We start from the raw sequence: 26680 nt of genomic DNA on the forward strand, positions 1-26680 counted from the left end.
AGAGTGGCACGGCCCAGGTGCCAACCTGCAAGCGGAGGGGCACCAGTTCGGCGGAACTGCCGTCGGTGACGCCTGATGTGTCGCGGTGCCCCCTGGGTCAGAACGGTGGGTCGTCGGACTCCTGCTGATCAGGGCTGGGGTGTCACCGCAGTCCACTGAGACTGAGGCGTCGTTCCCTGGGCCGGAGCGGGACATACGAGCGAGGTGCCGTTCGCCGCGCAATGCAGGGTGTAGACCGAGCCGCCCTGAGTGATGATCTTGTAGAACGCGTCACTGCCTTGAGCGTCGACCGAGACGCCACAGACCGGGGAATTCGTCGGAAATCCGGTGATCGTGCTGAGGTCGGTCCAGCCGGCCGCGTTGGCCGCGCCCGAGACGATGTTCGGGCTGTCCGGGTTGGTGTTGGTGTTGGGGCGCCTGCCGGCGAATGGCACCCCATTGACGAGTGCGGCGAGGAATTGCTCCATGCCGTTCGGCTTCGTCGAATCGACACCGGTGCCACATGCAGTCGCCGTTGCGGTCGCCGTGGTGGTCGCGGTCACCGTCGCGGTCGCCGTCACCGTCGCGGTCGCGGTTGCGGTCTTCGTTACGGTGACGGTGGGTTTCGGGTGGGTGGTGTCGCAGTCGTCGTCGCCTCCCCGTTGGCTGGGGTTGTGGTGGTCGCAGTGGGGATCGACGGCGTATGACACGCCGGTCTGGGACGCTACGCTGGCGGCCGCCACCGCGGGGGTCCCTACCGCGACCGTGACCGCCGTCGCGATCGCGGCGAGCCTGCGGACCCTGTTGGAGCCGCCGTGACCGGCTGGCCCGAGGGGCGAGGTCGTCCCGTGTTCAGGACTCATGTGGGTGCTCCTTGCTGGTAAGTCCCGGGCGATCCCCGAGGCCACATGCGGAGCTTGGCCTGGGTGCATCGGAGCACCGGTCTGATAGTGGGAAACACGCTTGTAGATCAATAAATCGGACTAGCTGACATCTTCCGAATGGGGTGTTTTCTGTGGATTGTCTGTGCATGCCGGACCTGGTCGGTGCTCCGGCATAAACGCCCGCCACTATGTCTCCACCTCCCGCACCGGCCGGCCGAGCCGCGCAACGTCTACCGCTCCTTCACCCGTGTCGCCCAGTCCGCCGGAGGCCACGAGCCACATGGACCGGTTGCTGAGGAAGAGGCGTCCCGGTCGTCAGTGACTGCCTTCGTTGATGTCAGACGTAGATGTCAGAGACCCCCCACCCACCAAAACTGGTACGTGGGGGCCCCTGAACTGGTGCCCCCGGCAGGATTTCGAACCTGCGACACCCGCTGCAGAAGTGGGGTCGAGTCCTTGCCGCGTAGTGCCCGGCGCTGCCGCGCGATGCTGTTTCCCCTGGTCAGAGCCGCACGGCGAGCCACTTGATTCCGGCTCATGCCGCCCTGTATCGGGTTGTCCGCAAGGGTGTGACCGCGGCCTGCTGCATTGGCCTCACCGACGTCACCGGGTCGGGGGGTTACGCCGCCGACTGGCAGGCCGGACATCCCGGATAAATGCGATCATCACGACAGGTGACATGGCAACTCTGATCCGTCACCACACCTGGCAGGAGTAGCAATCGATGAACCTCACTCTGAAGCGCCTGCTCGGCGCTACCGCGGCGGCGGCCACGGTCGCGGCGGCCCTGCTCGGTACCGGTGCCGGTACCGCCGACGCCGCCGACAGCGCTCACTGCGACCGAGCCGAACAGGACATCTGGAGCGGCGATCCCAGCCGCAACGTGACCGGCCACCGCTGCAGCATCCCGACCCACAAGCACCGCTGGTACACCATCGAGATCGACACCCTCGTACAGACGCGCTACAAGGGGGCCACTCCGGACGGAGGGGTCGCCCGGACCGAGACCCTGCACGGCAGAACCATCAGGTGCCTGGGTTACACCTCCAGCAACGGCACGGTGAACTGGTTCGGATGCCCACCCGCCTGACCCGCCCGCCGATGGCTCCGGTGCCGACGCTCCGCCCCTCGGCCTGGTCGGACCTTCCGGGACACCGTGGTGCGCACTCGCCGGCAGGCACTTCGACGACTGGACTGCGTACGCGAGTGGGAATCTGCAGGTCGCGGGCAAGCAGTGCTGGCTCGGTCCGGCCCGCTCGGGGCTGACGGTGACCTTCTGGGCCGACACGTCGGTGATCCATCTGCTGATCGCAGGAACGCGGATCAGGACCGTGCGTTCGCATCTGTCAGTCTCTGAACTTGTGGTGCTAGCGGCTTGCGGCTTGGGGCGGACGTGCGTCCGGACGACCTCCACTGCCAGCCGGTGATGCGGCCGCGTTCGAGGTGAACCGGATGGTGAACAACAGCGGGCCGGTGGGGTTGGGCGGGCATCAGGTGCTGGCGGCGGAGATCCTGGGCGGTCGCCAGGTGGGTGTTCGGATCGATGACGAGATGCTGTCGTTCTTTGATCCGTCCTCGCGGGAGCTGCTGCGGGTGCGGCCCAGCTCAGCCCCGACGAGGTCCGGCATCCGCGCGGTCTGCGGCCCGCGGGTCCGCCGCCACGGGCGAGAGTGGAGCCAGTCCGCGTGCAGCGGCGGATCAGCGCGACGGGCACGGTCATGATCTGCCGACAGGTCATCTCGCTCGGGCGGCCGTTGCCCGCGCGGCGGATCGCCAGCAGTCGGCCGTCATCGCGGACCACTACTCCGACTACGGACACGGAGTGCAGACGGCCGCCGGAGTCGCGTCCCGCGTGGTGACGGAGATGCTGGGCCACTCCCAGATCAGCATCACCATGGGGACGTCTACACCCACGTCGTCCAGGACACCCAGCGCGAAGCCATGAGCCACATGGACCGGCTGTTCAGGAACAGGAAGAGGCGCCCCGGTCGCCAGTGATCAGCGGTGACCACCCCCGTTGATGTCAAAAGTGGATGTAAAAGGCCCCGGACCATGATCGGTCCGGGGCCTTTTGCCTGGTGCCCCCGGCAGGATTCGAACCTGCGACACCCGCTTTAGGAGAGCGGTGCTCTATCCCCTGAGCTACGAAGGCGTAGGTGGATCGTGGCCGTGTGGGCCACAGGCGTCAGCGTACCGGATTCGGTTGGTGGGGTGTGGGGGTGTCAGGAGCGTGGGACGCGGGCGAAGCGGGAGGCGGTGTGCAGGTCGGTCTGGAGGTGGGTCGCTGTGGCGCGGAGTTCCGGGAGGAGCTCTGTCACGCATTCCTCCAGGGTGCGGCGGGCCGCGTGGGTGGCCACGTTCAGGGCGGCGACCGGCCGGCCCGTGCGGTCGCGTACCGGTACCGCGATCGAGCGCAGGCCCGACTCCAGCTCCTCGTCCGCCAGGGCGTATCCGCGCGGGTCGTCGGGGGCGAGGAGGGCCCGGCCGAGGGAGGTGCGGGCCGCCGGCAGGCGGGTGCCGACGGTGATGTCCACGGTCAGGACGCGGCTCGCGGTCGCCACCGCGATGTACTGGATCTCCGGCGGGTCGGTCCCCGGGACCAGTACGGCCACGGCCGTCGGCTCGTGCAGGCGGTCCGTGAGGGCCCGGAGGCGGGGGGCGGCCAGGCGGGCGAGGGTGGTGCGCGACAGCGGCGGGTAGCCGAGGGCCAGCACCCGGGGGGTGAGGGCGAACGTGCGGCCCGCCGCGGTCACCAGGCCCAGGTGCTCGTACGTGATCAGTGCCCGTCGGGCCGTCGCCCGGGCCAGGCCCGTCGCCTTCGCCACGTCCGTCAGCGTCAGGGCCGAGCGGCCCTCGCCGAACGCCGTGAGGACCGTCAGCCCGCGGGCCAGTGACTCCACGAAGTCGCGGCCCAGCTCGTGCTTGGACGCCGTGGTCCAGCCGGCCAGGCCGGAGGGCGGCGGGCCCGGCCGCGGCGGCGGGGCCTCGCGCAGTTCCGTCTCCATCGCCGTCACCGCCCTGCGCAGGCGGGGGAGCAGGGTGGCACGCAGGTCCGCCGCCGTGTGACGGCTCGTGTGGCTGACGACGCTGGCCACGCAGGCGACCCTGCCGGTGGCCGGGGCGCGGACGGGGACGGACACCGCGACCAGGCCCGGTTCGATCAGCTGGTCGTCCAGGGCCCAGCCGTCCCCGCGGGCCCGTTCCGCCCTCGCCTCGAAGCCGTCCCCGGCACCGGGGCCGCGGGGTGGTACGGCCGGGAAACCCGCGTCGGTCGGGTCCGCCGCGCGCCGGGCCCGCCAGGCCGACCACTCCGGCTCCGTCCAGTCCGCCGCGAACAGCGGGCCGGGGGCGGTGCGTTCGGCCGGCAGCAGGTCGCCGATGCGGAAGCTGACGGACATCGCGCGGCGGCGGGTGGCCTGGTGGATGAAACGGATGCCGTCCCGGTCGGCGACCGCGAGCGAGACCGACTCGTCGAGTTCGTCGGCGAGCGCGTCGGCGTACGGGTCGAGGAGGGCGGGTAGGCGGAGGGCGGCCAGGTAGGCGTTGCCGAGTTCCATCACGCGCGGGGTGAGCACCGCGTCCCGGCCGGCCTGGCGGACGTATCCCATGCGGGCGAGGGTCGCGGTGATCCGGTCGACCGTGGAACGGGCCAGGCCGGTACGGCGTTCCAGTGCGCTCGCGCTCAGGGTCCCGCCCGCCTCGGTCAGCGCCTCCAGCACCGCCACGCCCCGGATCAGCGGCGCGACCGCCTCGGCGGGCGGCTCGTGCGGTGCGGTGGAGGAGGGCAGGGGGGCGGCGGCGGTCATCGACTCTCCGGTACGGCCATCAGCACAGGCCTCGATCGGGCACGCCTACCGTAAACCGTGGGCGCCCGAGCCGATCAGCGCCGGGTCCGGCAGCTCCGCGCCTGAGCCTAAGAGCGCCGGGGCCACGACCCCCCGCCGGGTCCGGCAGCCCCACGCCGCGGCCACGCCTCCGCGCCGGGTCCGGCAGCCCCGCGCCGCGGCCACGCCTCCGCGCCGGGTCCGACAGCTCCGTACCGCAGCCACGACTCCGCGCCGCACCCACGACTCCCTCGCCGGGTCCGGCAGCCCCGCCCCTCCTACCCCTACCCCCGCGCAACCCGCACCCGGTAGTCCCCCGCCGCATCCACCCCCAGCACCCGCACCTCGATCCCGTGCTTCGGGTCCTTGAAGGTCTCGCCCGGGCCGAACGGGGCGTCGGAGAGTTCCGCCTGGACGTTGGGGCTGCGGGTGCAGCCGCCGGTGTCGCCGTGGGCGTCGTACACCTTGATCGGTCCGCGGCCGGTGTCGACGTTCGCGTCGACCTTGTAGATGAGGACGCCCGGGCGGCAGATCTCCTGGTCGTTGCCGCCTTGGGTGCGGACCTCCAGGGCGTAGCCGGTGCGGGCGTCGACGGGGACGAAGACCAGTTTGTGGCCGCTGGCGCGGGAGAGCGGGGTCAGCGTCCGGTCGGTGGTGCCGTGGGCCGCCGTGCAGCTGACCTGGTCGGCGTCGAGCCAGCCCAGCTTCCACTTGTGCCAGGCGAGGAGGTCGTTGTCGGCGCCCCAGTCCTCGCTCATGATGTCCCAGTGCCCGACCGCGCCCCCGCCCTCCTGGGTGTAGAGGTCGGGCAGTCCGAAGACGTGGCCGTTCTCGTGGGGGAGGACCCGGTAGCCGGTCTGCGGGTAGGAGCCGGAGCCGTCGTCCTGGCGGGAGTAGACGAAGGAGGCGTTGGCGACCGGGACGCCGTCGGCGACCGGGGCGTCGGAGTTGCCGGCGAAGGTCACCGACAGCACGGTGTCCAGGGCGGAGGGGCCGGCGTTCGGGGTGATCAGCACGTTCAGGAGGTCGTACGACCGGAAGTCCACGTCCGGGTCGGCGGCGGCCACGATGTCCTGGACCAGCTGCCGGTAGCCGGGGTCGAAGGGGGCGCCGCGCTCTATGCCGTACGCCGCGAACGGCTTGGGCATCCGCAGCCAGTGGTCGACAGGGGCGGCCGGCTGGTAGTCGAGCTTGCCGTAGGAGGCGGAGCGGAACCAGTCCTGGGTCTGCGGGAAGAACTCGCGGTAGCGGTCGAGCGCGCTGCCCTGGCCGGGCGCATCGGAGAAGTCGACCATCAGGGTCAGGGCGTGCACGGTGCCGGTGGAGCGGGAGTAGCCGCCCGGGGTCGGGATGCCCTCGGTCATCTGGACCTCGTGGCCGCCGCTGATCAGGCAGGGGCCGTAGACCGAGGAGCGGGCCAGCGCGATCGGGCCGGCGCCGGCCGGCGTGGGCGCCGCCGTGAGGTGCCCGGTGCCCGCCGAGGTGCCGACCGCGAGGATCAGCACGGTCACGGCGGCGAGGGAGACCGCACGGCGGGGCCCTATCCGGCGGTTCGCGGGTATCGGGCGGCGGGGCTGCGGCTGCATGCATGGACCTTCCGCTCCACGGCAGCCGCCGGTTTCCGGCTGCACCCTTTCGATCACCCTGTGTCGACGGGGCGTCGGGCGCGCGCTGGAGAGGCCGATCGTGGGATTCCCTGCGGCAGAAGGTGTGACTCAGGTCACAGGAAGTTTGGAGAAGGTGTGGAAATAACCGGGGACCCGCTCCCCGTTTAGACCTGTGTCCGCGCGAAACGGGGAGCGGATCCCCGGATCGTGGAAGCCCAGAGCATCACCCCGACCACCAGACCAGGAGTGCGCCGTGCAGACCGCGACCGCCATCCCCACCGTGCGCAAGGCGCCCCGGCCCCGCGCCGACGCTCTGCGCAACCGGGAGCGGATCGTCACCGCCGCCCGCGAGATGTTCACCGAGTACGGCCCCGACGTGCCGCTCGACGAGATCGCCCGCCGGGCCGGCGTCGGCAACGCCACGGTGTACCGCAACTTCCCCGACCGTGACGCACTCGTCCGTGAGGTCGTCTGCTCCGTGATGGACCGGACGTCGGAAGCGGCCGAGCTCGCGCTCGCGGAGAGCGGGGACGCCTTCGAGGCGCTGGAGCGGTTCGTGCACGCCTCCGCCGACGAGCGGGTCAGCGCGCTGTGCCCGATGGTCTCCAGCACCTTCGACAAGAACCACCCCGACCTGAAAGCGGCGCGCGAGCGGTGCGAGCAGCTCATCGTGCAGCTCATGGACCGCGCCAAGGCGGCCGGACAGCTCCGTGCGGACGTGGACGTCGGCGACGTGATGATCGCCGTGGCTCAGCTCAGCCGGCCCCCGTTCGGCACCGACTGCCTGGTCGGTGACCGCTTCGTCCACCGTCATCTGCAGCTGTTCCTGGACGGACTGCGGGCCCCGGCCTGGTCCGCCCTGCCGGGCACGGCCGCGACCATGGAGGACCTCCGCCAGGCCTGAACGACCGAGAGCGACCGCACCGTCCCACAGGGGCCGATCAGTTCCGGACCGGGCAACGGTCCTTTGTTTGCCGCGCCCCTTGATGCGCACCGAGCACCGTCTGCGCTTCACCGATCTCTTTTTCCGTCACGAACGCCGACCGTCCGTCACGAACCGCAACCGCCGACCTTCCGTCACGAAGCACCGACTTTCCATCACGAAGCATCGACTTTCCGTCACGCATTCACGAAGTCACGAAGTGGGTACCCCCATGTCTGAAACAGCCGCCAAGGCTCCCGGCGCACCGGCATCGTCCGGTGATGCCAACCGCTGGAAAGCGCTCGTCTTCATCGCGCTCGCCCAGCTGATGGTCGTCCTCGACGCCACCATCGTGAACATCGCACTGCCCTCCGCCCAGACCGACCTGGGCATCTCCGACGGCAACCGGCAGTGGGTCGTCACGGCCTACGCCCTCGCCTTCGGCGGTCTGCTGCTCTTCGGCGGCCGGATCGCCGACCTGTGGGGCCGTAAGCGGGCCTTCGTCATAGGCCTGACCGGCTTCGCCGCCGCCTCCGCGCTCGGCGGCGCGGCGACCACCGGCGCGATGATGTTCGGCGCCCGCGCCCTCCAGGGTGTCTTCGGTGCCATGCTCGCCCCGGCCGCGCTCTCCCTGCTCGCCGTGATGTTCACGGACGCCAAGGAGCGTGCCAAGGCGTTCGGCATCTACGGTGCGATCGCCGGTGGCGGTGGCGCCGTCGGCTTCATCCTCGGCGGTGTGCTCACCGAGTACCTGGACTGGCGCTGGACGTTCTTCGTGAACATCCCGTTCGCCATCGTCGCCGCGCTCGGCGCGTACTTCGTCATCCGCGAGCCGGAGGGCGGCCGTAACCGCAACCCGCTCGACATCCCCGGCGTGCTCCTGTCCACCCTGGGCCTGGTCTCCCTGGTCTACGGCTTCACCCGCGCCGAGTCCGACGGCTGGGGCGACGCCACCACGATCGGCCTGTTCGTCGCCTCCGTGGTGCTGCTGGTCGCGTTCGTCGTCACCGAGACCCGGGTCAAGGCTCCGCTGCTGCCGCTGCGCGTGGTCCTCGACCGCAACCGCGGCGGTATCTACCTCTCCCTCGGTATCGCGATCATCGCGATGTTCGGCACGTTCCTCTTCCTGACCTACTACCTCCAGGTCATCAAGGGCTTCTCGCCGATCAAGACCGGCTTCGCGTTCCTGCCGATGATCGCGGGCATGATGGTCGGCTCCACCCAGATCGGTACCCGTCTGATGACCCGGGTCCCGGCCCGGGCGCTGATGGGCCCCGGCTTCCTGGTCGCCGCGGTCGGCATGCTGGTGATGACCCAGATGGAGATCGGCTCGTCGTACGCCTCGACGATCCTGCCGGCGATGCTGCTGCTCGGTCTCGGCATGGGTACGGCGTTCATGCCGGCCATGTCCCTGGCCACGTTCGGCGTCGAGCCCCGGGACGCCGGTGTCGCCTCCGCGATGGTCAACACCTCGCAGCAGGTGGGCGGCGCGATCGGCACCGCCCTGCTGAACACGATCGCCGCGTCCGCGACGACGTCGTACATCAAGGACCACATTGCCACCGCGACCTCCAAGCCGCAGCAGCAGCTGGTCCAGATGGAGGGCGCGGTGCACGGCTACGCCAACGCGATCTGGGTCGCCGTCGGCATGCTGGTGCTGGCCGCGGTGGTCGTGGTGGCCTTCGTCAACGCCGGCAAGCCGGACACCACGACGGTGGCCTCGGGTGACGGCGCGGAGGACGAGGTGGCGGTCCCGGTGGTCGCCCACTGAGCCTCTGAGCGAACCACTGAGCGACCACTGACCGGCCACCGGTCGACCGGGTACCCGCACGCGGACCTGTCCTGAGCCTGCTGAGCTTCCTCAGCGGAGCCAGGGCAGGTCCGCGCCCGCTTCGTTGGGCTGCAGGCCCTCGGCGACGATCTGCATGATCTCGCCGAGGGCCTGCTGCTGTTCGGGGGTCAGCCGCTCGAACAGTGCCTGCCGTACGGCGGCCACATGGCCCGGCGCGGTGCGCCGCAGCACCTCGGCGCCCTGGTCGGTCAGGACGGCGAACTGGCCCCGCTTGTCGGAGGGGCAGTCCTCCCGGCGTACCCAGCCGTTCTTCTCCAGGCGCGCGACGGCGTGCGAGAGCCGGGACCGGGTGATCTTCGCCCCCATGGCCAGTTCGGTCATCCGCAGCCGCCGCCCGGGCGCCTCGGCGAGCCCGACGAGCAGGCCGTAGTAGATGTGCGGCATCCCCGCGTCCCGCTGGAGCTGACGGTCCAGGTGGTCCTCCAGCAGGGTCGTGGCGTGCAGATACGAGCGCCAGACGCGCTGTTCGTCGTCGCTGAGCCAGCGGTGCCGTTCGGCGGTCGCGGATGTGGATGCCGTATTCATGTATCCCACTGTACGAGCCTCTCCTTGAAGGTTAAACAAGTGGGGCGTAGGGTGTTCCACGGAAAGCTTGAGAGTTAAAACATAGGGACATAGGGAACATGGGGCCCTGGGGGTTCCCGTCCGTGGAGGGAGCCGCCGTCATGACCGCCGCCGCACAGGAGCGATCCGCCGCTGCCGGGGAGCGCATGCCCGCCCTCTATCTGAGCCACGGCGCGCCGCCGCTCGCCGACGACCCGGTCTGGCCCGGCGAACTGGCCGCCTGGAGCGCCGGCCTGCCCCGCCCCAAGGCGATCCTGATGGTCTCGGCGCACTGGGAGGAGGCCCCCCTCGCCCTCGGTGCCGTACAGACCGTCCCCCTCGTCTACGACTTCTGGGGCTTCCCCGAGCACTACTACCAGGTGCGGTACGCGGCCCCCGGCGCACCCGCGCTCGCCGAGTCCGTACGCAAGCTGCTGCGCGCCCCCGGCACCCCCGTGCAGGACATCCCGGACCGCGGACTCGACCACGGCGCCTACGTGCCCCTGGTGGAGATGTTCCCGGCCGCGGACATCCCTGTCCTCCAGATTTCCATGCCCACCCTCGACCCGGTCCGCCTGATGGAGATCGGCCGCCGGCTCGCCCCGCTGCGCGACGAGGGCGTGCTGATCGTCGGCTCCGGCTTCTTCACCCACAACCTGGCCGCCCTGCGCCACACCGGGGCCGGCGTGCCCTCCTGGTCCTCGGAGTTCGACGACTGGGGACACCGGGCGCTGGAGGAGCGTGACTGGGACGCCCTCCTCGACTTCCTCGACAAGGCCCCGGCCGGCCGTTACGCCCACCCGCGCACCGAGCACTTCGCCCCGCTCTTCGTCACCATGGGCGCGGCGGAGGCCGGCGGCGAGCTGGACGCGCAGAAGTCGGTGATCGACGGGTTCTGGATGGGGATGGCGAAGCGGTCGGTGCAGTTCGGCTGACCCGGCCGCTGCTGCCAGCTGCTCGTGCCGGTGGCTAGAGCGGGCGCTCGTACCAGGCCACGTCCCAGTAGCGGCCGAACTTGCGGCCCACCTCGCGGTACGTGCCGACGTACCGGAACCCGAAGCGCTCGTGCAGCCGGGTGGACGCCTCGTTCGGCTGCGCGACGCCCGCGTAGGCGCGGTGCAGGTCCTCGCCCGCGAGCGCCTCGAAGAGGGCGTCGTACAGGAGCGTGCCGATGCCGCGGCCGCCGGCGTCCGGGGCGACGTAGACGGTGGTCTCCACCGAGGTGCCGTAGGCGGGTTTCGCGCGGTAAGGGCTGGATGTGGCGTACCCGAGAATCTCCTGTGAGTCCGCCGACGTGGCAACCATCAGCCGGTACGGGCCGTCTTCCGGGTGGGAGAGCAGCCACGCACGACGCTCTTCCGGCGTGAAGGCCACCGTGTCAAAGGTGATGGACGTCTCACGTACGTAGTGGTTGTAGAGGTTCGTGAGGGCTTCGAGGTCCCCCTCGACTCCGGGCCTGACCTGCACCTCTGTACGTTGCGACGACATCGTGCCCCCTCGGTCGGTCGCACAGGGTACTGCATGATCAGAAAAATCGGGGGGAGGCATGGGAATTCTGTCCGGATTCCAGTCGTTGTTTCCTTCGGATGCCGGGCACCCGACCAGGACGCCGGGAGTTCCAGGAGTGGACTTCCGCGGCGCCGCGAGCCGAGCGCCGAGCATCCACCGGAAGACCGAGAAGAACCGGATAGGACCACCCCGCCCGCCCACCATCGCAAGGGAGCACCGCATGGCAACCCGTGCCGTCGCCCGTCGTCAGTCCGCCACCGGCGAGACGGCCGACTCGGCAAGCAGTGTTCGCCGCGTCCATGGCGGCGAGATCGCCGACCGCGATCTGGTCGGCATGTATCTCGACGAGATCGCGCGCACACCGCTCCTCGACGCCGCCAAGGAAGTCGAGCTGTCCCAGACCATTGAGGCGGGGGTGTTCGCGCGGCAGGTCCTCGACGGCGAGGAGGAGTCCGGGTCGGACGCCACCCGCGAGGAGCTGGAGGCGCTCGACGCCGCCGGCGAGCGGGCCAAGGACGTCTTCATCCGCTCCAACCTCCGCCTGGTCGTGGCCGTCGCCCGACGCTACCCGCGCAGCGGCCTGCCCCTCCTCGACCTGATCCAGGAGGGCAACGCCGGTCTGGTGCGCGCCGTCGAGAAGTTCGACTACCGCAAGGGCTTCAAGTTCTCGACGTACGCCACCTGGTGGATCCGTCAGGCGATCACCCGTTCCATCGCCGACCAGTCCCGGACCATCCGGCTCCCCGTCCACCTGGTGGAGGAGCTGGGCCGGATCCGGCGCGTGCAGCGCGAGTTCAACCGCGAGCACGGCCGCGACCCGGAGCCCGCCGAGATCGCCGCCGAGCTCGGCTCCAACCCGGAGCGAGTCATCGACGTCCTCGACTGGGCCCGTGACCCGGTCTCCCTCAACATGGCGGTGGACGACCAGGGCGAGACCCAGTTCGGCGACCTCCTCGAGGACACGTCGGCGGTCAGCCCCGAGCAGTCCGTCCTGACCCTGCTGCGCAGCGAGGAACTGGACGACCTGATCGGCCGCCTGGACCAGCGCACGGCCTCCATCATCAAGATGCGGTACGGCATCGAGGACGGCCGCGAGCGCACGCTGACCGAGGTCGGCAAGGAGCACGGCCTGACCCGCGAGCGCATCCGCCAGATCGAGAAGCACGCGCTGCTGGAGCTGAAGAAGCTGGCCCGCAGCACGGGGTTCGAGCCGGCGGCGTAAGGGAGTGCGAGGCGAGGGGGCTCGTGCGCGTGGGGCTCCCGCGTCCGCAGGGGTGCGCGCGGTTCGCGAGGATGCGCGGGTCCGTGGGGGCTCCCGGGTGTGTGCGGGCTCGTGAGCCTGGGGGCGTGCGTGGAACCGTTCACGCCGGGCGCGTGCGCCGGGTGGCGAAAGACGGCGCAAACATGGCGCGGTACCGCCGCTTCAAGGCTCCGCGTGTAGGGAACAACCATTCCGGGCCGGGGAGTTGAGGGCCCCGGCCGGGGCGGGGTCGGCTCAGGAGAGCGCGCCGACCTCTGACGACGACGTATGACCACCCCTCAGTGAGCCATGTCCCGACGCGCCATCCCCCCGGCGCCGGGACTTCCGCAGAGCCGGGCTTCGGCGCCTAACCCCCCCCGGGTGCCGGAGCCCGGCTCCATTGCTCGGCAATTGCTCGGCGATGGTCCGGCGACGGCCCGGCGGCTGTTCCGCGGTTGCCCGATACGGCTCGGCGGCTGTTCCGCGGTTGCTCGATATGACTCGGCGCGGTCGACCCGCCCGCCATGGCCGGGCGGCGCGGGCGGCTCGAACCGCCCACCCTGCTCGGCGCGTTTGCCGGGTCCTGTCTCTCCCCGGCATGCTGGAACGGCGGCCCACCCCGTACCTGAACCACGGGGTGAACCGCCGGATGGCAGATTCTGCCATAGCGGCATAGCCTGCCGAGGTGAGCACCCCCAGCACCACCGGCAACACCCCTCGGCAGGATCCTCCCGGTGTCTCCCTGACCGAGCGGCGCAAGGCGGAGACCCGCATGGAGATCGCCAGGGCCGCCGCGGGCCTCTTCGTACGGCAGGGCCTGCGGGCCACCCGCGCCGAGGACATCGCACACGCCGCCGGCATCGCCCCCCGCACGTTCTACCGCTACTTCGCCACGAAGGAGGAGGCGGTCGCCCCGCTCTACGCGGCGGGCGCCCAGCGCTGGGCGGAGGCCGTACGGTCGGCCCCGGCGGCCCTCTCGGTCCCCGAGGCACTCGAACACGCCGTCCACCACACCCTGACCCCCGGCGCGGGCGTCTCCGCGGCGTCCTGGGAATGGGTGCGCACCCTGATCCACCTCGCCGACACCAGTCCGGCCCTGCGCAAGGTGTGGGCGGAGGTCTGCCAGTCCTCGGAAGACCTCCTGGCGACGATCCTGGCGGAGCGCACCGCACCCGACAACGTTGCCCTCACTCCACGCCTCCGTTTCACCGCGGCGGTGGCCAGCGCGGCGGTCCGGGTGGCGGTGGAGTCCTGGGCGGCGGGCACGGCGTCCCCGTCGGGCGCGGCGGGACCGGCGGCGCTGGCGCTGCGGAACCTGGGGGATCTGCGCGGGTTCGCCTGGGCGGAGCAGGCTTAGCCGGTACGGCTGTTCGAGCCGACTCCCCGGCGCCGGCGCCGAGGGCCGGGGAGGCGCCCCTCCGCCCGCCCCCTCACGCGCCCCCGCTCCTCCCCTCACGCGCCCCCGCCGGCCCGAACCAACCGCCGCCCCAACTCCCTTGCACACTCCACGAGTTCCCGAGGCTCCCGCACCACGAACTCACCTCCCGCCATCACCAACCGCACCGCCAGCCACTCCACCGGATCCCCGCTCGTCCCCCGCACCACACACCACCCACCCCCTTCGTCCACCGGCGCCCCCAACCACCCCGGCACCCGGGCCCCCACCTCCTCCACCGTCCCGGCGAACGCGATCACGAACTCGTACGTCTCCTGCTGCCGTTGGATCGACCGGCGCAGAAACTCCGCCGCGCTCCCCGTCGGCATCTCCCGCGGAGCGAACCGCGCCCCGGTCGCGAACGGCTCGCTCACCCGGTCGACCCGGAACGTCCGCCAGTCGTCGCGATCGAGGTCGTACGCCACGAGGTACCACCGCCGTCCCGTCGACACCAGCCGGTACGGCTCGGCCTGCCGCCGCGTCTCGCTTCCGTCCGCCGCCCGGTAGGCGAACCGCAACCGCTCCTGTCCCGCCACCGCCGACGCCATCACGGTCAGCGTCTCCGGCGCGATACTCGCCCCGTCCCCGCTGGTCAGCGGCATGGTCGCGGCCTGAAGCGTGGCCACCCGGTGCCGTAGCCGGGCCGGCAGCACCTGCTCCAGCTTCGCCAGCGCCCGTACGGACGCCTCGTCCACCCCCTCCAGGGCATGTCCCGCCCCGGCGCGCAGCCCGACCGCGATGGCCACCGCCTCCTCGTCGTCGAGGAGCAGCGGTGGCATCGCCTTCCCGGCGACCAGCCGGTACCCGCCGTCGGCGCCCTTGCTGGCCTCCACGGGATACCCCAGTTCCCGCAGCCGGTCGATGTCCCGCCGCACGGTGCGCCGGGACACCCGGAGCCGTTCGGCGAGTTCACCGCCGGGCCACTCGCGGGGCGTCTGGAGAAGAGAGAGGAGGTGCAGAAGCCGAGCCGGAGTGTCCGTCGTCATGCACCAGAGGATGCCGTACGACTAGGACAGGATCTGGCCTATTCGCGTCCTACGTTGACGACATGACTTCCGTTGACGACAACGCCGCAAAGGGGCGCGGGGAACTGCGCACTCCACTACAGCGAACCCGCACGCAACCCACCACAGCGACCCCCACGGCGCTCGAGACGTCGGGCGCACCCGGCGCACCGCACCGCTGGCTCGCCCTGGCCATCGTCATGACCGCCGCCTTCATGGACCTGGTCGACGTCACGATCGTCAACATCGCCATCCCGTCCATCCAGCGGACCGCCCACGCCTCCTTCAGCCAGATCCAGTGGATAACCGCCGGCTATGCCCTCGCCTTCGCGGCCGGCCTGATCACCGGCGGCCGCCTCGGCGACATTCACGGACGTAAAAGGATCTTCCTCATCGGCGTCGGCGGTTTCACCCTCGCCTCGGCCCTGTGCGGCTTCGCCGCCAACCCGGAGATGCTGGTCGCCGCCCGCATCCTGCAAGGCGGCATGGCCGCGATGATGGTCCCGCAGGTCCTGTCGATCGTGCACGCCACCTTCCCGGCACACGAACGCGGCAAGGTCTTCGGCCTGTTCGGCGCGATCGTCGGCCTGGGCGCGGTCTCCGGCCCGCTGCTCGGCGCCCTCCTGACGGAGTGGAACATCCTCGGCCTCGAATGGCGTCCGATCTTCCTCATCAACCTCCCGGTCGGCGTCGCGGCCCTTCTCCTCGGGCGCCGTTACATCAGCGAATCCAAGGCCCCGCACGCCCTGAAGCTCGACCTCGTCGGTGTCGCCCTGGTGACCCTCGGACTGCTGATGCTGCTCTACCCGCTGACCCGCGGCCGCGAGCTGGGCTGGCCGCTGTGGGGGTACGCGTCGATGGCGGGGGCGTTCGTCGTCTTCGGTGCGCTGGTGGCGTACGAACGCCGCAAGGCCGCCCGCGACGGTTCCCCGCTCATCGAACTGTCCTTGTTCCGGGTGAAGAGCTTCGCCGCAGGCATCGCCGTGCAGACCGTCTTCGGTGTCGCGCTCGGCATCTTCTTCCTGGTCTGGACGCTCTACATGCAGGTCGGCCTCGGCTGGACCCCGCTGCACGCGGGCCTGACCGGGGTGCCGTTCTCGATCGCCGTCTCCGTCGCGGCCGGCCTGTCCGTGCAGAAACTGGTCCCGCGCTTCGGCCGCAAGGTGCTCCAGGCGGGCGCCCTGCTGATGGGCCTCGGCGTCCTGCTCTACATCTGGGAGTCCGATCGCTACGGCCTCGCCATCGCCTCCTGGCAGATGGTCCTGCCGCTGGTCGTGATGGGTGTGGGCATGGGCCTGATCGTCGCCCCGCTGACCGACGCGGTGCTGTCGGAGGTGCCGCGCGAGCACGCCGGTTCCGCCTCCGGACTGATCAACACCGTGCAGCAGATGGGCAACGCGCTCGGCCTCGGCCTGGTTTCGGTCGTCTTCTTCGGCGTCGTCGACGACCGCCTGACCTCCGCCCGGGTCGGTCCGGCCTTCGTGAACGCGTTCCAGCACGCGCTGTTCTGGGTGGCCGCCGTCATGGCCGTGATGTTCCTGCTGATGTCCGCCCTGCCGAAGCGCCCGGCGCAGCACGTGGAGGGCGGCGGCGCGGACCTGGAGGGCGGTGGCGCGGACCTGGAGGGCGGTGGCGCGCAGGAGCCCCTCCCGGCGCGAACGAAGGAGGAGGGCGCGCTCGTCCACTGAGCGCGCCCCCCGCCGAAGGGCCTGGCGCCTCCCGGTGCCGGGCCCTTCGGCATGCGCGAGGGCCTGATGCCTCCGGGGCTTGTGATGCCTCCCGCGCTCCCCGCCTGCCCCTCGGAACAGCCCGGAGGTCCGATCACGCCCGATCCATGCCCGAACCTGTTTACTTTCTGGAAATCCGGGCGTAGCCTCCAGCGAAACCACAAGTTCGGGCACGAGTCAGACGCAGTCGGACATGAGCCGGACATCAGTCGGACGTATCTTGGAGCGGAGGCGCAGGGCATGTACGCACCGGAGCGGCAGCAGGAGATCCTCCGGCTCGCCCGTGACGGCGGCCGGGTGGACGTCGTGTCGCTCGCCGAGGAGTTCCAGGTCACCGCGGAAACGATCCGCCGCGACCTGAAAGCCCTGGACCGCGCCGGTCTGGTCCGCCGGGTGCACGGCGGTGCCATCCCGGCCGGCCGCCTCGACTTCGAGCCGGACCTCGCCGAACGCGAGTCCACCTCGGCCGACGAGAAGGACCGCATCGCCAAGGCCGCCGTCTCGGAACTGCCGACCGAGGGCACCCTGATCCTCGACGCCGGCACGACGGTCGCCCGCCTGGCCGGGGCCATCCCGCTGGAGGCGTCCCTCACCGTCGTCACGCACAGCCTGCCGATCGCGGCCCGCCTCGCCGACCACCCGGGCATCCAGCTCCATCTGGTCGGGGGGCGCGTACGGCACCGCACGCGCGCCGCCGTGGACGCCTGGGCGCTCCGCGCGTACAGCGAGATCCGCGCGGACGTCCTCTTCGTCGCAGCCAACGGCTTCTCCGCCGACCACGGCCTCACCACCCCCGACCTCGCCGAGGCCGCGGTCAAGCGGGCGGCCGTCGCCGCGGCCCGCCGGGTGGTCCTGCTCGCCGACTCCGCCAAGCACGGCCAGGAGCACTTCGCCCGCTTCGGCGACCTGAGCGACGTGGACCTGCTGATCACCGACAGCGGGCTGAGCCCCGAGGACGCCGCCGCCATCGAGCGCGGCGGCACGGAAGTAGTACGAGCATGAGCACCACGAACAGCGCGAGCGCGACGAGCGGCACGAGCGCGACGAACAGCACGAGCGGTACGGCCATGATCCTCACCGTCACCCCCAACCCCTCCCTCGACCGCACCTACGAGGTCCCCTCCCTGGAGCGCGGCGAGGTCATCCGCGCCACCGGTGAACGCATGGACCCTGGCGGCAAGGGCGTGAACGTCTCACGCGCCGTGGCGGCCGCCGGCCGGCGCACGGTCGCCGTGCTGCCCCTGGGGGGTGCGCCCGGCGCGCTCGTGTCCGACCTGCTCGACGCGCAGGGCATCGAGGTCGCGCCGGTCCCGGTCGCCGGAGCCACCCGCTCGAACATCGCCCTCGCGGAGTCCGACGGGGTGCTCACCAAGATCAACGCGCCGGGTCCGGAACTCTCGCGGGCGGAGCAGGAACTGCTCCTGGAGACGGTGCGCGAGCAGTCCCGTGACGCGGACTGGATCGCGTGCTGCGGGAGCCTGCCCCGGGGGCTCGCGCCGTCCTGGTACGCCGATGTGGTCGCCCAGGCACACGCCGGGGGCGCGCGCATCGCGCTGGACACCTCGGGTCGTGCGCTGCTGGAAGCGCTGCGCGAGCGCCCGGACGTGGTGAAGCCGAACGCCGAGGAACTCGCGGAGGCCGTCGGGCGCCCCCTGGCGACGGTCGGCGACGCGCTGAAGGCGGCCGAGGAGTTGCGCGGCATGGGCGCACGCGCCGTCCTCGCGAGCCTGGGCGCCGACGGCCAGCTCCTCGTGGAGGACGCGGGCGCCTGGTTCGCGAGCGCCCGCGTGGACACCGTCCGCAGCAACGTCGGCGCCGGTGACTCCTCCCTCGCCGGATTCCTCATCGCCGGCGGCAGCGGCCCCAAGGCTCTCGCCTCCGCCGTCGCCCACGGCGCCGCCGCCGTCCAGCTGCCCGGCAGCGTCATGCCTACCCCTGCCGACCTGGACCCCACGGCGGTGACCGTCACCGACCGCGTCCCCGTCGACCGCGAACTGACGGAGCCGGTGTCATGAACGCTCATAAGACCCCGCACGCGGCCGTGTCTCCCACCGGCGCCGCCCGCTCACAACCCGCCCAGGAGCGGCGAGGTTCCTCCTTACTCGCCGCGCCGACGGGTCGACGGGGCACCCTGAGCCGCCCTGCCGTCCCCGGGAGGCGGGGCTTCCCCTGCCCCGTCTCCCACCCCGCCCCCCACGGCACCCCCGTCCCCACCCTCGCCCACCCCACATCCCGGGCGACACGCGTGCATAGGAGCCCGCGATGAGCGACATGATCACCGCGGACCTGGTCGATCTCGACCTGTCCGCCGACACCAAAGAAGCGGCGGCGCGCGCCCTCGCCGAGCGCATGGTGGCCCTGGGCCGGGTGACCGACCTGGAGGGCTTCCTCGCCGACGTGGCCGCCCGCGAGGCCCAGATGCCGACCGGTCTCGACGGCGGCATCGGCATCCCGCACTGCCGCAGCGCCCACGTCACCGAGCCGACGCTCGCCTTCGGGCGCAGCGCCGCCGGCATCGACTTCGGCGCGCCGGACGGCCCCGCCGACCTCGTCTTCCTGATCGCGGCCCCCGCCGGCGCCGACGACGCCCACCTCACGATCCTCTCCTCGCTGGCCCGCCAGCTGATGAACAGCGAGTTCACGGACGCGCTGCGGTCGGCGGGCGACGCGGAGACGGCTGCGGCGCTGATCCGCGGGGACGAGACCCCCGCGAAGGGCGCGGACGGCGCTGCGAGCGCCGCTGAGGGCGCCGTGAGCGCCTCCCAGAACACCGCTGCGACGCCGGCGGCGGCCTCCGCCGGCGTCGCAGCGGCAGACACGGCGCAGGCGACCACTCCGGGCTCCGGCGCGGACACGACTGCCGAGCGCCCCTTCCGTATCGTCGCCGTCACCTCCTGCCCCACCGGCATCGCCCACACCTACATGGCGGCCGAGTCCCTGGAGAACGCGGGCCGCGAGGCGGGCGTCGAACTCGTCGTCGAGACGCAGGGCTCGGCCGGTTTCACCCGGCTCGACCCCGGGGTCATCGCGGCGGCGGACGGCGTGATCTTCGCGCACGACGTGCCCGTCCGCGACAAGGACCGCTTCGCCGGCAAGCCGACCGTCGACGTCGGCGTGAAGGCGGGCATCAACCGCCCCGCCGAACTGATCGGCGAGGTCCGCGAGAGGGCGGCCCGCGGCGAGGCGACCTCCGGTTCCGCGCCGGCCACGCCGGTCGAACGCGCCGGGGACGCCGGCGAGGGCTATGGCACCAAGCTGCGCAAGTGGCTGATGTCCGGCGTGAGCTACATGGTCCCGTTCGTCGCGGCCGGCGGTCTGCTGATCGCCATCGGCTTCGCGATCGGCGGATACAAGATCAACAAGGCGCCGTCGGTCATGGACCACTTCATGTGGACACAGGCCGACAGCTGGGGCGCGCTGTTCTTCCAGATCGGCGGCGTGGCCTTCGCTTTCCTCGTGCCGGTCCTGGCGGGCTACATCGCCTACGGCATGGCCGACCGGCCGGGCCTGGTCCCCGGCTTCGTCGGCGGCTCGATCTCCCTCACCATCAACGCCGGCTTCCTCGGCGGCCTGGCGGCCGGTCTGATCGCCGGTGCGGTGGTGATGGGCATCCAGAAGGTCAACATCCCGGCAGCACTGCGCGGCATCATGCCGGTGGTGGTGATCCCGCTGATCTCCTCGGCGATCGTCGGCTTCCTGATGTTCGTCGTCATCGGCAAACCCATCGCGTCCGCCCAGAAGGGCATGACGGACTGGCTGAACGGCCTCACCGGCACCAACGCCGTCCTGCTCGGCGCCCTGCTCGGCCTGATGATGTGCTTCGACCTCGGTGGCCCGGTCAACAAGGTCGCGTACACCTTCGCCACCGCCGGTATCGCGGTCTCCAACCCCAGTGACTCCGCGATGAAGATCATGGCCGCGGTCATGGCGGCCGGCATGGTCCCGCCGCTGGCGATGGCCCTGGCCACCACCGTGCGCGGCAAGCTCTTCACCGAGACCGAGCGCGAGAACGGCAAGGCCGCCTGGGTCCTGGGCGCCTCCTTCATCTCCGAGGGCGCGATCCCGTTCGCGGCCGCCGACCCGCTGCGCGTCATCCCGTCCTCGATGGTCGGCGGCGCGGTCACCGGCGCCCTGTCGATGACCTTCGGCGCCACCCTGCGTGCCCCCCACGGCGGCATCTTCGTGGTCCCGCTGATCGGCAACCCGTTCCTCTACCTGATCGCCATCGCCGCCGGTGTCTGTGTCACCACGGCCCTGGTCGTCATCCTGAAGGGCCTGCGCAAGCCGGCCGCGCAGACTCCGGCGGGCGGCTCCGCGGCCGGCCCGGCCGCCACCACGAAGGAGACCAAGCAGCCCGTCGCGGCCTGATCACCCGCACCCTCTTGTCCCTTTGATTCGCTGTGAGTTGTTCACGGCACCTGCGAGATACGTCACGGTCCGGGACCAAAGTCCCGGACCGTGGTGTGTACTGGGACGCATGCCTGAGCACGTCGCGCCCCTCCAGCTGATCGGAGTGGCCGCCCTCGCCCTGGCGACCGTCGCCTGGGTGGTCGTCCTGATGCGCGTGCTGCGCCACACCCGCCGGGGGGCCAACGCCTGGCACACGGCCCGTGTCCTCCCCGGCCACCCGCACCCGCTCCAGGCCGGCCCGCCACGGGAGGCCGTGGAACTCACCCCCGCCGAACAGGACGCATTCGCCGGCCTGGTACGCCGACTCGGCCGCCGCTGAGGCGCGGTGGGGCGGGGCGCGCTCGGCTCAGGCCCGCCGCGCCGCCCGCCGCTCCATGGCCTCCCGGGCCGCGTCCTCCGACGGGTACACCTCGCACATGTGCCGGCCGTCCGGCGTCGACGTGTGCTCGACCTCCCACAGGGACAGCTCCCGGCCGTCGCTCAGCAGGAACGCGTGCTCGTAGAGCGAGAAGCTCAAGCCGGTCCGACCTGCCCGCCCGGGCCGTCCGAACGCCTGGGTGATCTGGTGCGCGAACGCCGTCGCCAGCACCTGAGCCGTCTGCGTGTCCGGCCGGTCGGTGTTCTCCGCACGGCGCAGAAGCCGGCGCGCGTGGTCCGCCGAGTCGTCCGGCACGTACACGTGCCGGGGTTCGGGGACCGCCGCCAGCGTCATCAGCACCGGCAGCTCGAAGTCCGGGGTGTCCGGCGGCAACGGCAGCCGCGCCGTCGCGGCCCGCAGCTCCTCCTCGTCGACGTACACCTCGGCCTGCGGGTCGCTGCCCGGCGCGGTGTTGTGCACGAGCTCCCACAGAGTGACCGCCGATCCGTCGGCGAGCAGCCAGGTGTGCCGGTACGTCTCCCGGTGCAGCCCCGCGCTGTGGTGCGCGGAGTGCAGCGAACTGTCGTGCGCCAGCGCGCAGTCCAGCTGCCTTATCGCCTCGTCGGGCAGTTCGAAGGAGTTCAGGGCACGGCCGAGGAGCCGCGCGAGATGCTCCTCCGGAGACTCGGGCGACTCGGCTGGTTCGTACGCTGCCGTCTCGTACGGAACGCTCAAGGTTTCTCCCGGCGTTGCTGCATGTCACCTTGTGGGTGCATACCGTAGCCCCTCGGTCGGACATCATGTCCGGGAACCGAGAAAACGTATGCCGGGAAAACACGCGGGCCGCGCGAAAAGTTCCCGCGCGGCCCGGCGATCTGTCAAAACCAGCCGGTCAGACCGTGCTTCCCGCGGTCCACTCGCTCCACGACAGGTTCCACCCGTTGAGCCCGTTGTCCGGCTGCACGGTCTTGTCGGGCGAGTTCTTCACGATCACGACGTCCCCGATGAGGGAGTTGTCGTAGAACCACTTGGCCGTCGTGTCACCCTGCGCGCCCTGCACGTCCGCGAGCCCCACACAGCCGTGGCTGGTGCCCTCGCGGCCGAACGGCGGGTTGCCCTTGTTGTACCAGTAGTTGCCGTGGATGAACGTCCCCGACTGCGTCAGCCGCATCGCGTGCGGCACGTCCGGGATGTCGTACTCCCCGCCCAGGCCGACCGTCTGGCTGTTCATCCGGGTCTGGGTGAACTTCTCGGAGATCACCATCTGCCCGTTGTACGTCGTGTGCTCCGGGCTGCCCGTCGACACCGGCACCGACTTGAGCGTCCTGCCGTCCCGGACCACCGTCATGGTCTGCGTGTTCGCGTCGACCGTGGAGACCTGCGAACGCCCGACGGTGAAGGTCACCGTCTTCTTCTGCACCCCGTAGACACCGTTCGCGCCCTCGACGCCGTCCAGGTCGATCTTCATCGTGACCTTGGAGCCGGCCTTCCAGTAGTCCTGCGGCCGGAAGTCGAGCCGCTGTGACCCGAACCAGTGCCCCACCACCTGCTGGCCGCTGCTGGACGTCACCGTGATGTGCGACTGCACGGCCTTCTTGTCGCTGATGACCTTGTCGAAGTTGAACGACACCGGCATCCCCACACCGACCGTCGTCCCGTTGTCCGGCGTGTACGTGCCGATGTAGCTGTTCGCCGAATTGACGGTGGTGAAGATGGAGTTGGCCGCCGCCGTGAGCCCCTTGGGATCCTTGGCGGTCGCCGATATCTCGTACTTCGTGCCGCGCTCCAGCTGTTCCTTCGGCTTCCAGGTGCTGCCGTCCGCCGAGAGGGTGCCGTCCACGGCCTGCCCCGACCCCGCCACGGTCATCTTCACGACGGTCAGCTTGCCGTCGCTGACCTGCACGCCGGTCGTGTTGATGGACGCGCCGGTCGAACCGTCCTTCGCCGAGATCAGGATCTTCGCGGCCGACGTCTTGGCGGCGCTGTCCTGCCCGCCGCCCTTGCTGTCGTCGCTGTCGGCGTTGGCGTTGCCGCCACAGGCGGTCAGGGTGAGGGCGCCGACCATCAGGGCGGCACAGGCCCCCAGTGCGCGCCGCGCTGCAATGTCCGGCGTTGTCACGGGCTGCTCCAGGTTCTTGTGATGTGCGTGATCCGCTCCAGTGCGTGGAGAGAGAGGGCGTCGGCGCGGGTTCGGGTTCCCCCGAACGGCCCTGAACGCCATCACGTGACAGAACCGGGACAATCAGCGGGGGCGCGTGAGAGTCAGGGCGCGCCCCTCGCCGCCGTCATCGCGGCCCGTACAACTCCCCGTACGACGGCCACACTCCGCCCGGCCCGGCCACGGACTGGGCGGCCCGCACGGCGCGCACGACGGCGCGCGTCACCAGGTCCGCGCCGGCCGCGAGGATCTCGTTGAGCGCAAGCGGGCTCGCGTCGAGCGGGCGCGCGCCCGTCGCCAGCGCGAACACCGTGTCCCCGTCGTGCAGCAGGTGCACCGGCCGCACGGCGCGCGCGATCCCATCGTGCGCGGTCCCGGCCAGCTTCTGCGCCTGCGCCTTCGAGAGGTCGGCATCGGTCGCCACCACCGCGAGTGTGGTGTTGAGCGGCGGGATCCCGTTCTCGGCGGCGGCCTCGGCGAGCCGCCGGCGCGCGGCCGCGTGCACCCGCTCCTCGGGGTACGCCACGCGCCCCTGGAACAACTCCCCGTACAGCACGCCTGTTTCGGGATCCATCACCGCTCCGGCGGCGTTGGCCACCACCAGCGCGGCCACCGTGATCCCTGACTCCAGCACCGCGCTCGCGCTGCCCACCCCGCCCTTCAGCGCCCCGGCCACGGCGCCCGTACCGGCCCCCACGCACCCCTCCCGCACCGGTGCCCCGGGTGCGCTCGCCGCGGCTTCCTCGACCGCCGCGCGCCCCGTGGCCGCGTCCGGCCGGGCCCGGAAGTCCCCGCCCCGCCCCAGGTCGAAGACGCAGGCAGCGGGCACCACCGGCACGACGTGCGCCGGATCCGCCCCCACCCGCACCCCGCGCCCCCGCTCCTCCAGCCAGGCCATCACCCCGGACGCCGCGTCGAGCCCGTAGGCGCTGCCGCCCGTGAGCACGATCGCCTCCACCCGCTGCACCAGGTTGCGCGGGTCGAGCGCGTCCGTCTCCTTGGTACCCGGACCGCCGCCGCGCACGTCCACCGCCGCGACCGCGCCGCCCTCGGGAGCGAGCACCACCGTGGTGCCGGTGAGCCAGCCGTCGCCCCTGCGGGACGCGTGTCCCACCCGCAGCCCGGCCACGTCCGTCAATGCGTCAACTGTCATGACGGCCAGTCTGGCCCAGCCGGCCGTCGTCGCGGAGCGTCAGGAGACGGCCGCGGCGGCGTCCGCCGGGCGCTCGCGTCCGGCCGTGCGCGCCGTCAGAGTCGTCCCGGTCGCCACCGCCAGCGCCGACACCAGACCCGCCGCAGGCACCGCCCAGTCGCCCAGGAAGGTGCAGCAGATCACCAGCAGCGACGTCATCGGCAGCACCAGCTGCTGGGCGATGCCGATCTTGAAGTACCGCGAGTGCAGCACCCACACGGTCAGCAGGTACAGCGCCGTCGGCAGGGTCACGGCCGCCGAGGCGGCCAGCGTCGAGATGTGCGCGGTGCCGACCGCCTGCTCGACGGCCACCTCCAGGCCCGCGCCGATCGAGGCCGCCGCCGCGAAGATCAGGTAGTGGCCGTAACCCCACAGGAAAGATTCCCTGTTGGAGCGCAGATGACCGTGGATCGGCACCACGAAGTAGATCCACCACGCGGAGAAGACGATCAGCAGACCGCCCGCCGCGATCGGCAACAGCTCTGCCAGCGCGTCATGCTCGGCCAGGGCCGACTTCACGGCGACGGTCGCCGCCGCGATCGTCTCCCCGAGCACGATGATCGTGAACAGCCCGTAGCGTTCGGCGATGTGGTGCGGATGCCACGAGGTGGCATAAGCCTTCTCCGCGTACAGCGGCACACACATCTCGACGACCGCCATCACCAGGAACACCCAGGCGCGCGCGTCCCCCGGCAGCAGCACCAGGCCCGTCCAGCCGACCTGGCACAACAGCACGCCGCCCGCGTACCGGAGGGCCATCGTTCGCTCCGCGCCCTCGGCCGATCGTGCGGCTCTCAGCCACTGCGCGGCCATCGCCAGCCGCATGATCACGTAGCCCAGCCAGACCGCCATGTAGTCGTGGTCCGCGAAGGACCGCGAGACGCCGGCCGCCAGCACCAGCACGCCGGCGATCTGGATCAGGGTGACGACCCGGTAGAGCGCGTCGTCGTTGTCGTACGCCGAGGAGAACCAGGTGAAGTTCATCCAGGCCCACCAGATGGCGAAGAACAGCATCGCGTAGTTCAGGATGCCCTCGCCGGGATGGCCCTCCGCGACGGCGTGCACCAGCTCCCCACCCGCCTGTGCGATGGCCACCACGAAACACAGGTCGAAGAAGAGCTCGAGCGGCGAGGCGACGCGGTGGGCTTCGTCGCGCCCGCGCGCGGTGAGTCGGCGCAGCGGCCGGAGGGGCTGGGGCGCGCCCTGGGAAGCGGGCGCCGGAGTGGAACTCGACGTCATGCGTCCAGCACATCAGAAAAGGGCAGCGAAAGCTTGTGCAGGAGTTCACGAGCGGAGGGCGGTGAGAACGGCGGGAGGGGCGCAGGCGGAGTCCTGACCGGACTGCCGGACGGACGGTGTGCACACGGGCATGGGCGACGCCCGGGCGCGCGACGCAGGCGACCGCCGGGACGGCCTCCGGGGACGGCTCGGAGACCATCGTGGTGTCTGCGGGCTGCTCCTTGCTCTCGAACAGCTGACTGAGCTGCTCCTCGAGGAACGCGCGGAACCCGGTGAGCAGATCCGGCCCCGTGAAGGGGTCGGCGCCATCGTCCTCTCGCGTCGACACGGCATCCGCGGCCTCGTGTGCGGCCTGGTGCCGGTCGGACCGGGTGGCAGGCCTGGGGTCGACGGACGCCTCGGCCGGGCCGGGACCGTACGGGGCCGGCCCGGGACCGTACCCTTGAGGCATGAGCACTGCCGTCCCCGAGCCCGAGCCGCGCGACCCGAAGGCCGCGCTGATCTTCGATGACCCGCTGGACCGGCAGTCGTCGGACGACACGGACAGTGGCTGGGGCGAACGCTCCGAGGGGGACTCCACGGCGGACCTCAAGCGCTTCCTCGACGAGAAGCCGCCCCACCACCTCTGAACCGTCCGCGCCGTCGCCCGGACCCACCGCCGAGCGGCCCGCGCCGTCGCCCGGACCGCGCCCGGCGGCGTCGCTAGTGTGATGCGCCAGAAATCCTGAGGGTTAGTTCTGCTCTGTTTTCTGGCCGGTGGTTCCGACCTTGGTGAGGTAGTGGGCGAGGGAGTTGAG

The 26680-nt window shown here is 71.3% G+C and carries 23 protein-coding genes, 1 tRNA gene and 1 pseudogene; 14 read left to right on the forward strand and 11 right to left on the reverse strand.

Going from position 1 to position 26680, the window contains the following annotated elements; translation table 11 throughout:
• Positions 1-128: 128 nt before the first annotated feature.
• On the reverse strand, positions 129-467 hold the full coding sequence (locus tag ACFWXC_RS44015) for a hypothetical protein (protein WP_384488296.1): 339 nt from the start codon (positions 465-467) through the stop codon (positions 129-131).
• On the opposite strand from ACFWXC_RS44015, the gene ACFWXC_RS44020 reads away from it, so the two are divergent.
• The 3 genes and pseudogenes from ACFWXC_RS44020 to ACFWXC_RS44030 form a co-directional block, all read left to right on the forward strand.
• The gene (locus tag ACFWXC_RS44020; RefSeq protein ID WP_384488298.1) at positions 466-798 is read left to right on the forward strand and encodes a hypothetical protein; all 333 of its coding nucleotides are present in this window, start codon (positions 466-468) and stop codon (positions 796-798) included. The genes ACFWXC_RS44015 and ACFWXC_RS44020 overlap by 2 nt on opposite strands.
• A 789-nt stretch (positions 799-1587) precedes the next feature.
• Positions 1588-1953: a hypothetical protein gene (locus ACFWXC_RS44025; RefSeq protein ID WP_384488299.1), complete on the forward strand. Its 366-nt coding sequence runs from the start codon at positions 1588-1590 to the stop codon at positions 1951-1953.
• A gap of 735 nt (positions 1954-2688) precedes the next feature.
• Positions 2689-2861 (forward strand): annotated as a pseudogene (locus tag ACFWXC_RS44030) (site-specific integrase); the annotation flags it as partial.
• Between the two features lie 78 nt (positions 2862-2939).
• Here ACFWXC_RS44030 and ACFWXC_RS44035 read toward each other — a convergent pair.
• The 3 genes from ACFWXC_RS44035 to ACFWXC_RS44045 all read right to left on the reverse strand — a co-directional run bounded on the left by ACFWXC_RS44035 (position 2940) and on the right by ACFWXC_RS44045 (position 6273).
• Positions 2940-3015, reverse strand: a tRNA-Arg gene (locus tag ACFWXC_RS44035).
• 70 nt (positions 3016-3085) lie between these two features.
• Positions 3086-4669, reverse strand: a complete 1584-nt coding sequence (locus ACFWXC_RS44040; protein ID WP_384488301.1) for an IclR family transcriptional regulator C-terminal domain-containing protein — start codon at positions 4667-4669, stop codon at positions 3086-3088.
• 302 nt (positions 4670-4971) lie between these two features.
• Positions 4972-6273 carry a M6 family metalloprotease domain-containing protein gene (locus ACFWXC_RS44045; protein ID WP_384488303.1) on the reverse strand — a complete coding sequence of 434 codons (1302 nt, stop codon included), beginning with the start codon at positions 6271-6273 and terminating at the stop codon, positions 4972-4974.
• Positions 6274-6547: 274 nt separating this feature from the next.
• Here ACFWXC_RS44045 and ACFWXC_RS44050 point away from each other — a divergent pair, with 274 nt between their 5' ends.
• Complete coding sequence (locus ACFWXC_RS44050; protein WP_384488305.1) at positions 6548-7198, forward strand: TetR/AcrR family transcriptional regulator; 651 nt, start codon at positions 6548-6550, stop codon at positions 7196-7198.
• Between the two features lie 250 nt (positions 7199-7448).
• The gene (locus tag ACFWXC_RS44055; protein WP_384488307.1) at positions 7449-8987 is read left to right on the forward strand and encodes an MFS transporter; all 1539 of its coding nucleotides are present in this window, start codon (positions 7449-7451) and stop codon (positions 8985-8987) included.
• A gap of 90 nt (positions 8988-9077) precedes the next feature.
• Here ACFWXC_RS44055 and ACFWXC_RS44060 read toward each other — a convergent pair whose 3' ends face one another.
• Entirely contained in the window at positions 9078-9593 is a 516-nt protein-coding gene (locus tag ACFWXC_RS44060; RefSeq protein ID WP_384488309.1) for a MarR family winged helix-turn-helix transcriptional regulator, read from the reverse strand.
• Between the two features lie 140 nt (positions 9594-9733).
• Between ACFWXC_RS44060 and ACFWXC_RS44065 the strand changes: the two genes are divergently transcribed.
• The gene (locus tag ACFWXC_RS44065; RefSeq protein ID WP_384488311.1) at positions 9734-10546 is read left to right on the forward strand and encodes a dioxygenase; all 813 of its coding nucleotides are present in this window, start codon (positions 9734-9736) and stop codon (positions 10544-10546) included.
• Positions 10547-10580: 34 nt separating this feature from the next.
• On the opposite strand, the gene ACFWXC_RS44070 is transcribed toward ACFWXC_RS44065, so the two are convergent.
• The gene (locus ACFWXC_RS44070) at positions 10581-11099 is read right to left on the reverse strand and encodes a GNAT family N-acetyltransferase (RefSeq protein WP_384488313.1); all 519 of its coding nucleotides are present in this window, start codon (positions 11097-11099) and stop codon (positions 10581-10583) included.
• A 241-nt stretch (positions 11100-11340) separates the two neighbouring features.
• Here ACFWXC_RS44070 and ACFWXC_RS44075 point away from each other — a divergent pair, with 241 nt between their 5' ends.
• Together ACFWXC_RS44075 and ACFWXC_RS44080 are read left to right on the forward strand one after the other, a co-directional pair.
• Positions 11341-12342, forward strand: a complete 1002-nt coding sequence (locus ACFWXC_RS44075; RefSeq protein WP_384488315.1) for an RNA polymerase sigma factor RpoD/SigA — start codon at positions 11341-11343, stop codon at positions 12340-12342.
• Positions 12343-13132: 790 nt separating this feature from the next.
• Positions 13133-13717, forward strand: a complete 585-nt coding sequence (locus ACFWXC_RS44080; protein WP_384488343.1) for a TetR/AcrR family transcriptional regulator — start codon at positions 13133-13135, stop codon at positions 13715-13717.
• A 95-nt stretch (positions 13718-13812) separates the two neighbouring features.
• Here ACFWXC_RS44080 and ACFWXC_RS44085 read toward each other — a convergent pair whose 3' ends face one another.
• Positions 13813-14781 carry a helix-turn-helix transcriptional regulator gene (locus tag ACFWXC_RS44085; protein ID WP_384488317.1) on the reverse strand — a complete coding sequence of 323 codons (969 nt, stop codon included), beginning with the start codon at positions 14779-14781 and terminating at the stop codon, positions 13813-13815.
• A gap of 62 nt (positions 14782-14843) precedes the next feature.
• On the opposite strand from ACFWXC_RS44085, the gene ACFWXC_RS44090 reads away from it, so the two are divergent.
• From ACFWXC_RS44090 to ACFWXC_RS44110, 5 genes are all read left to right on the forward strand, one after another.
• Positions 14844-16487, forward strand: a complete 1644-nt coding sequence (locus tag ACFWXC_RS44090; RefSeq protein ID WP_384488319.1) for an MFS transporter — start codon at positions 14844-14846, stop codon at positions 16485-16487.
• Between the two features lie 279 nt (positions 16488-16766).
• Positions 16767-17528 carry a DeoR/GlpR family DNA-binding transcription regulator gene (locus ACFWXC_RS44095; protein WP_384488321.1) on the forward strand — a complete coding sequence of 254 codons (762 nt, stop codon included), beginning with the start codon at positions 16767-16769 and terminating at the stop codon, positions 17526-17528.
• A 65-nt stretch (positions 17529-17593) separates the two neighbouring features.
• Positions 17594-18541 carry a 1-phosphofructokinase gene (pfkB, locus tag ACFWXC_RS44100; protein ID WP_384488345.1) on the forward strand — a complete coding sequence of 316 codons (948 nt, stop codon included), beginning with the start codon at positions 17594-17596 and terminating at the stop codon, positions 18539-18541.
• Between the two features lie 247 nt (positions 18542-18788).
• Entirely contained in the window at positions 18789-20894 is a 2106-nt protein-coding gene (locus ACFWXC_RS44105; protein ID WP_384488323.1) for a fructose-specific PTS transporter subunit EIIC, read from the forward strand.
• A 109-nt stretch (positions 20895-21003) separates the two neighbouring features.
• Positions 21004-21255, forward strand: coding sequence for a hypothetical protein (locus ACFWXC_RS44110; protein ID WP_384488325.1), 252 nt, complete (start codon positions 21004-21006; stop codon positions 21253-21255).
• A 27-nt stretch (positions 21256-21282) separates the two neighbouring features.
• Here ACFWXC_RS44110 and ACFWXC_RS44115 read toward each other — a convergent pair whose 3' ends face one another.
• The 4 genes from ACFWXC_RS44115 to ACFWXC_RS44130 all read right to left on the reverse strand — a co-directional run bounded on the left by ACFWXC_RS44115 (position 21283) and on the right by ACFWXC_RS44130 (position 25883).
• Complete coding sequence (locus ACFWXC_RS44115) at positions 21283-22029, reverse strand: DUF6227 family protein (RefSeq protein ID WP_384488327.1); 747 nt, start codon at positions 22027-22029, stop codon at positions 21283-21285.
• Between the two features lie 157 nt (positions 22030-22186).
• Entirely contained in the window at positions 22187-23413 is a 1227-nt protein-coding gene (locus ACFWXC_RS44120; protein WP_384488329.1) for an Ig-like domain-containing protein, read from the reverse strand.
• A gap of 166 nt (positions 23414-23579) precedes the next feature.
• Positions 23580-24605 (reverse strand): P1 family peptidase, encoded by a 1026-nt coding sequence (locus ACFWXC_RS44125; protein WP_384488331.1) that lies wholly within the window; start codon positions 24603-24605, stop codon positions 23580-23582.
• A 39-nt stretch (positions 24606-24644) separates the two neighbouring features.
• On the reverse strand, positions 24645-25883 hold the full coding sequence (locus ACFWXC_RS44130; protein ID WP_384488333.1) for a low temperature requirement protein A: 1239 nt from the start codon (positions 25881-25883) through the stop codon (positions 24645-24647).
• Positions 25884-26332: 449 nt separating this feature from the next.
• On the opposite strand from ACFWXC_RS44130, the gene ACFWXC_RS44135 reads away from it, so the two are divergent.
• On the forward strand, positions 26333-26512 hold the full coding sequence (locus ACFWXC_RS44135; RefSeq protein ID WP_384488335.1) for a hypothetical protein: 180 nt from the start codon (positions 26333-26335) through the stop codon (positions 26510-26512).
• Positions 26513-26680 lie beyond the last annotated feature (168 nt).

The organism is Streptomyces sp. NPDC058683, from assembly GCF_042716195.1.
Classification (GTDB): domain Bacteria; phylum Actinomycetota; class Actinomycetes; order Streptomycetales; family Streptomycetaceae; genus Streptomyces.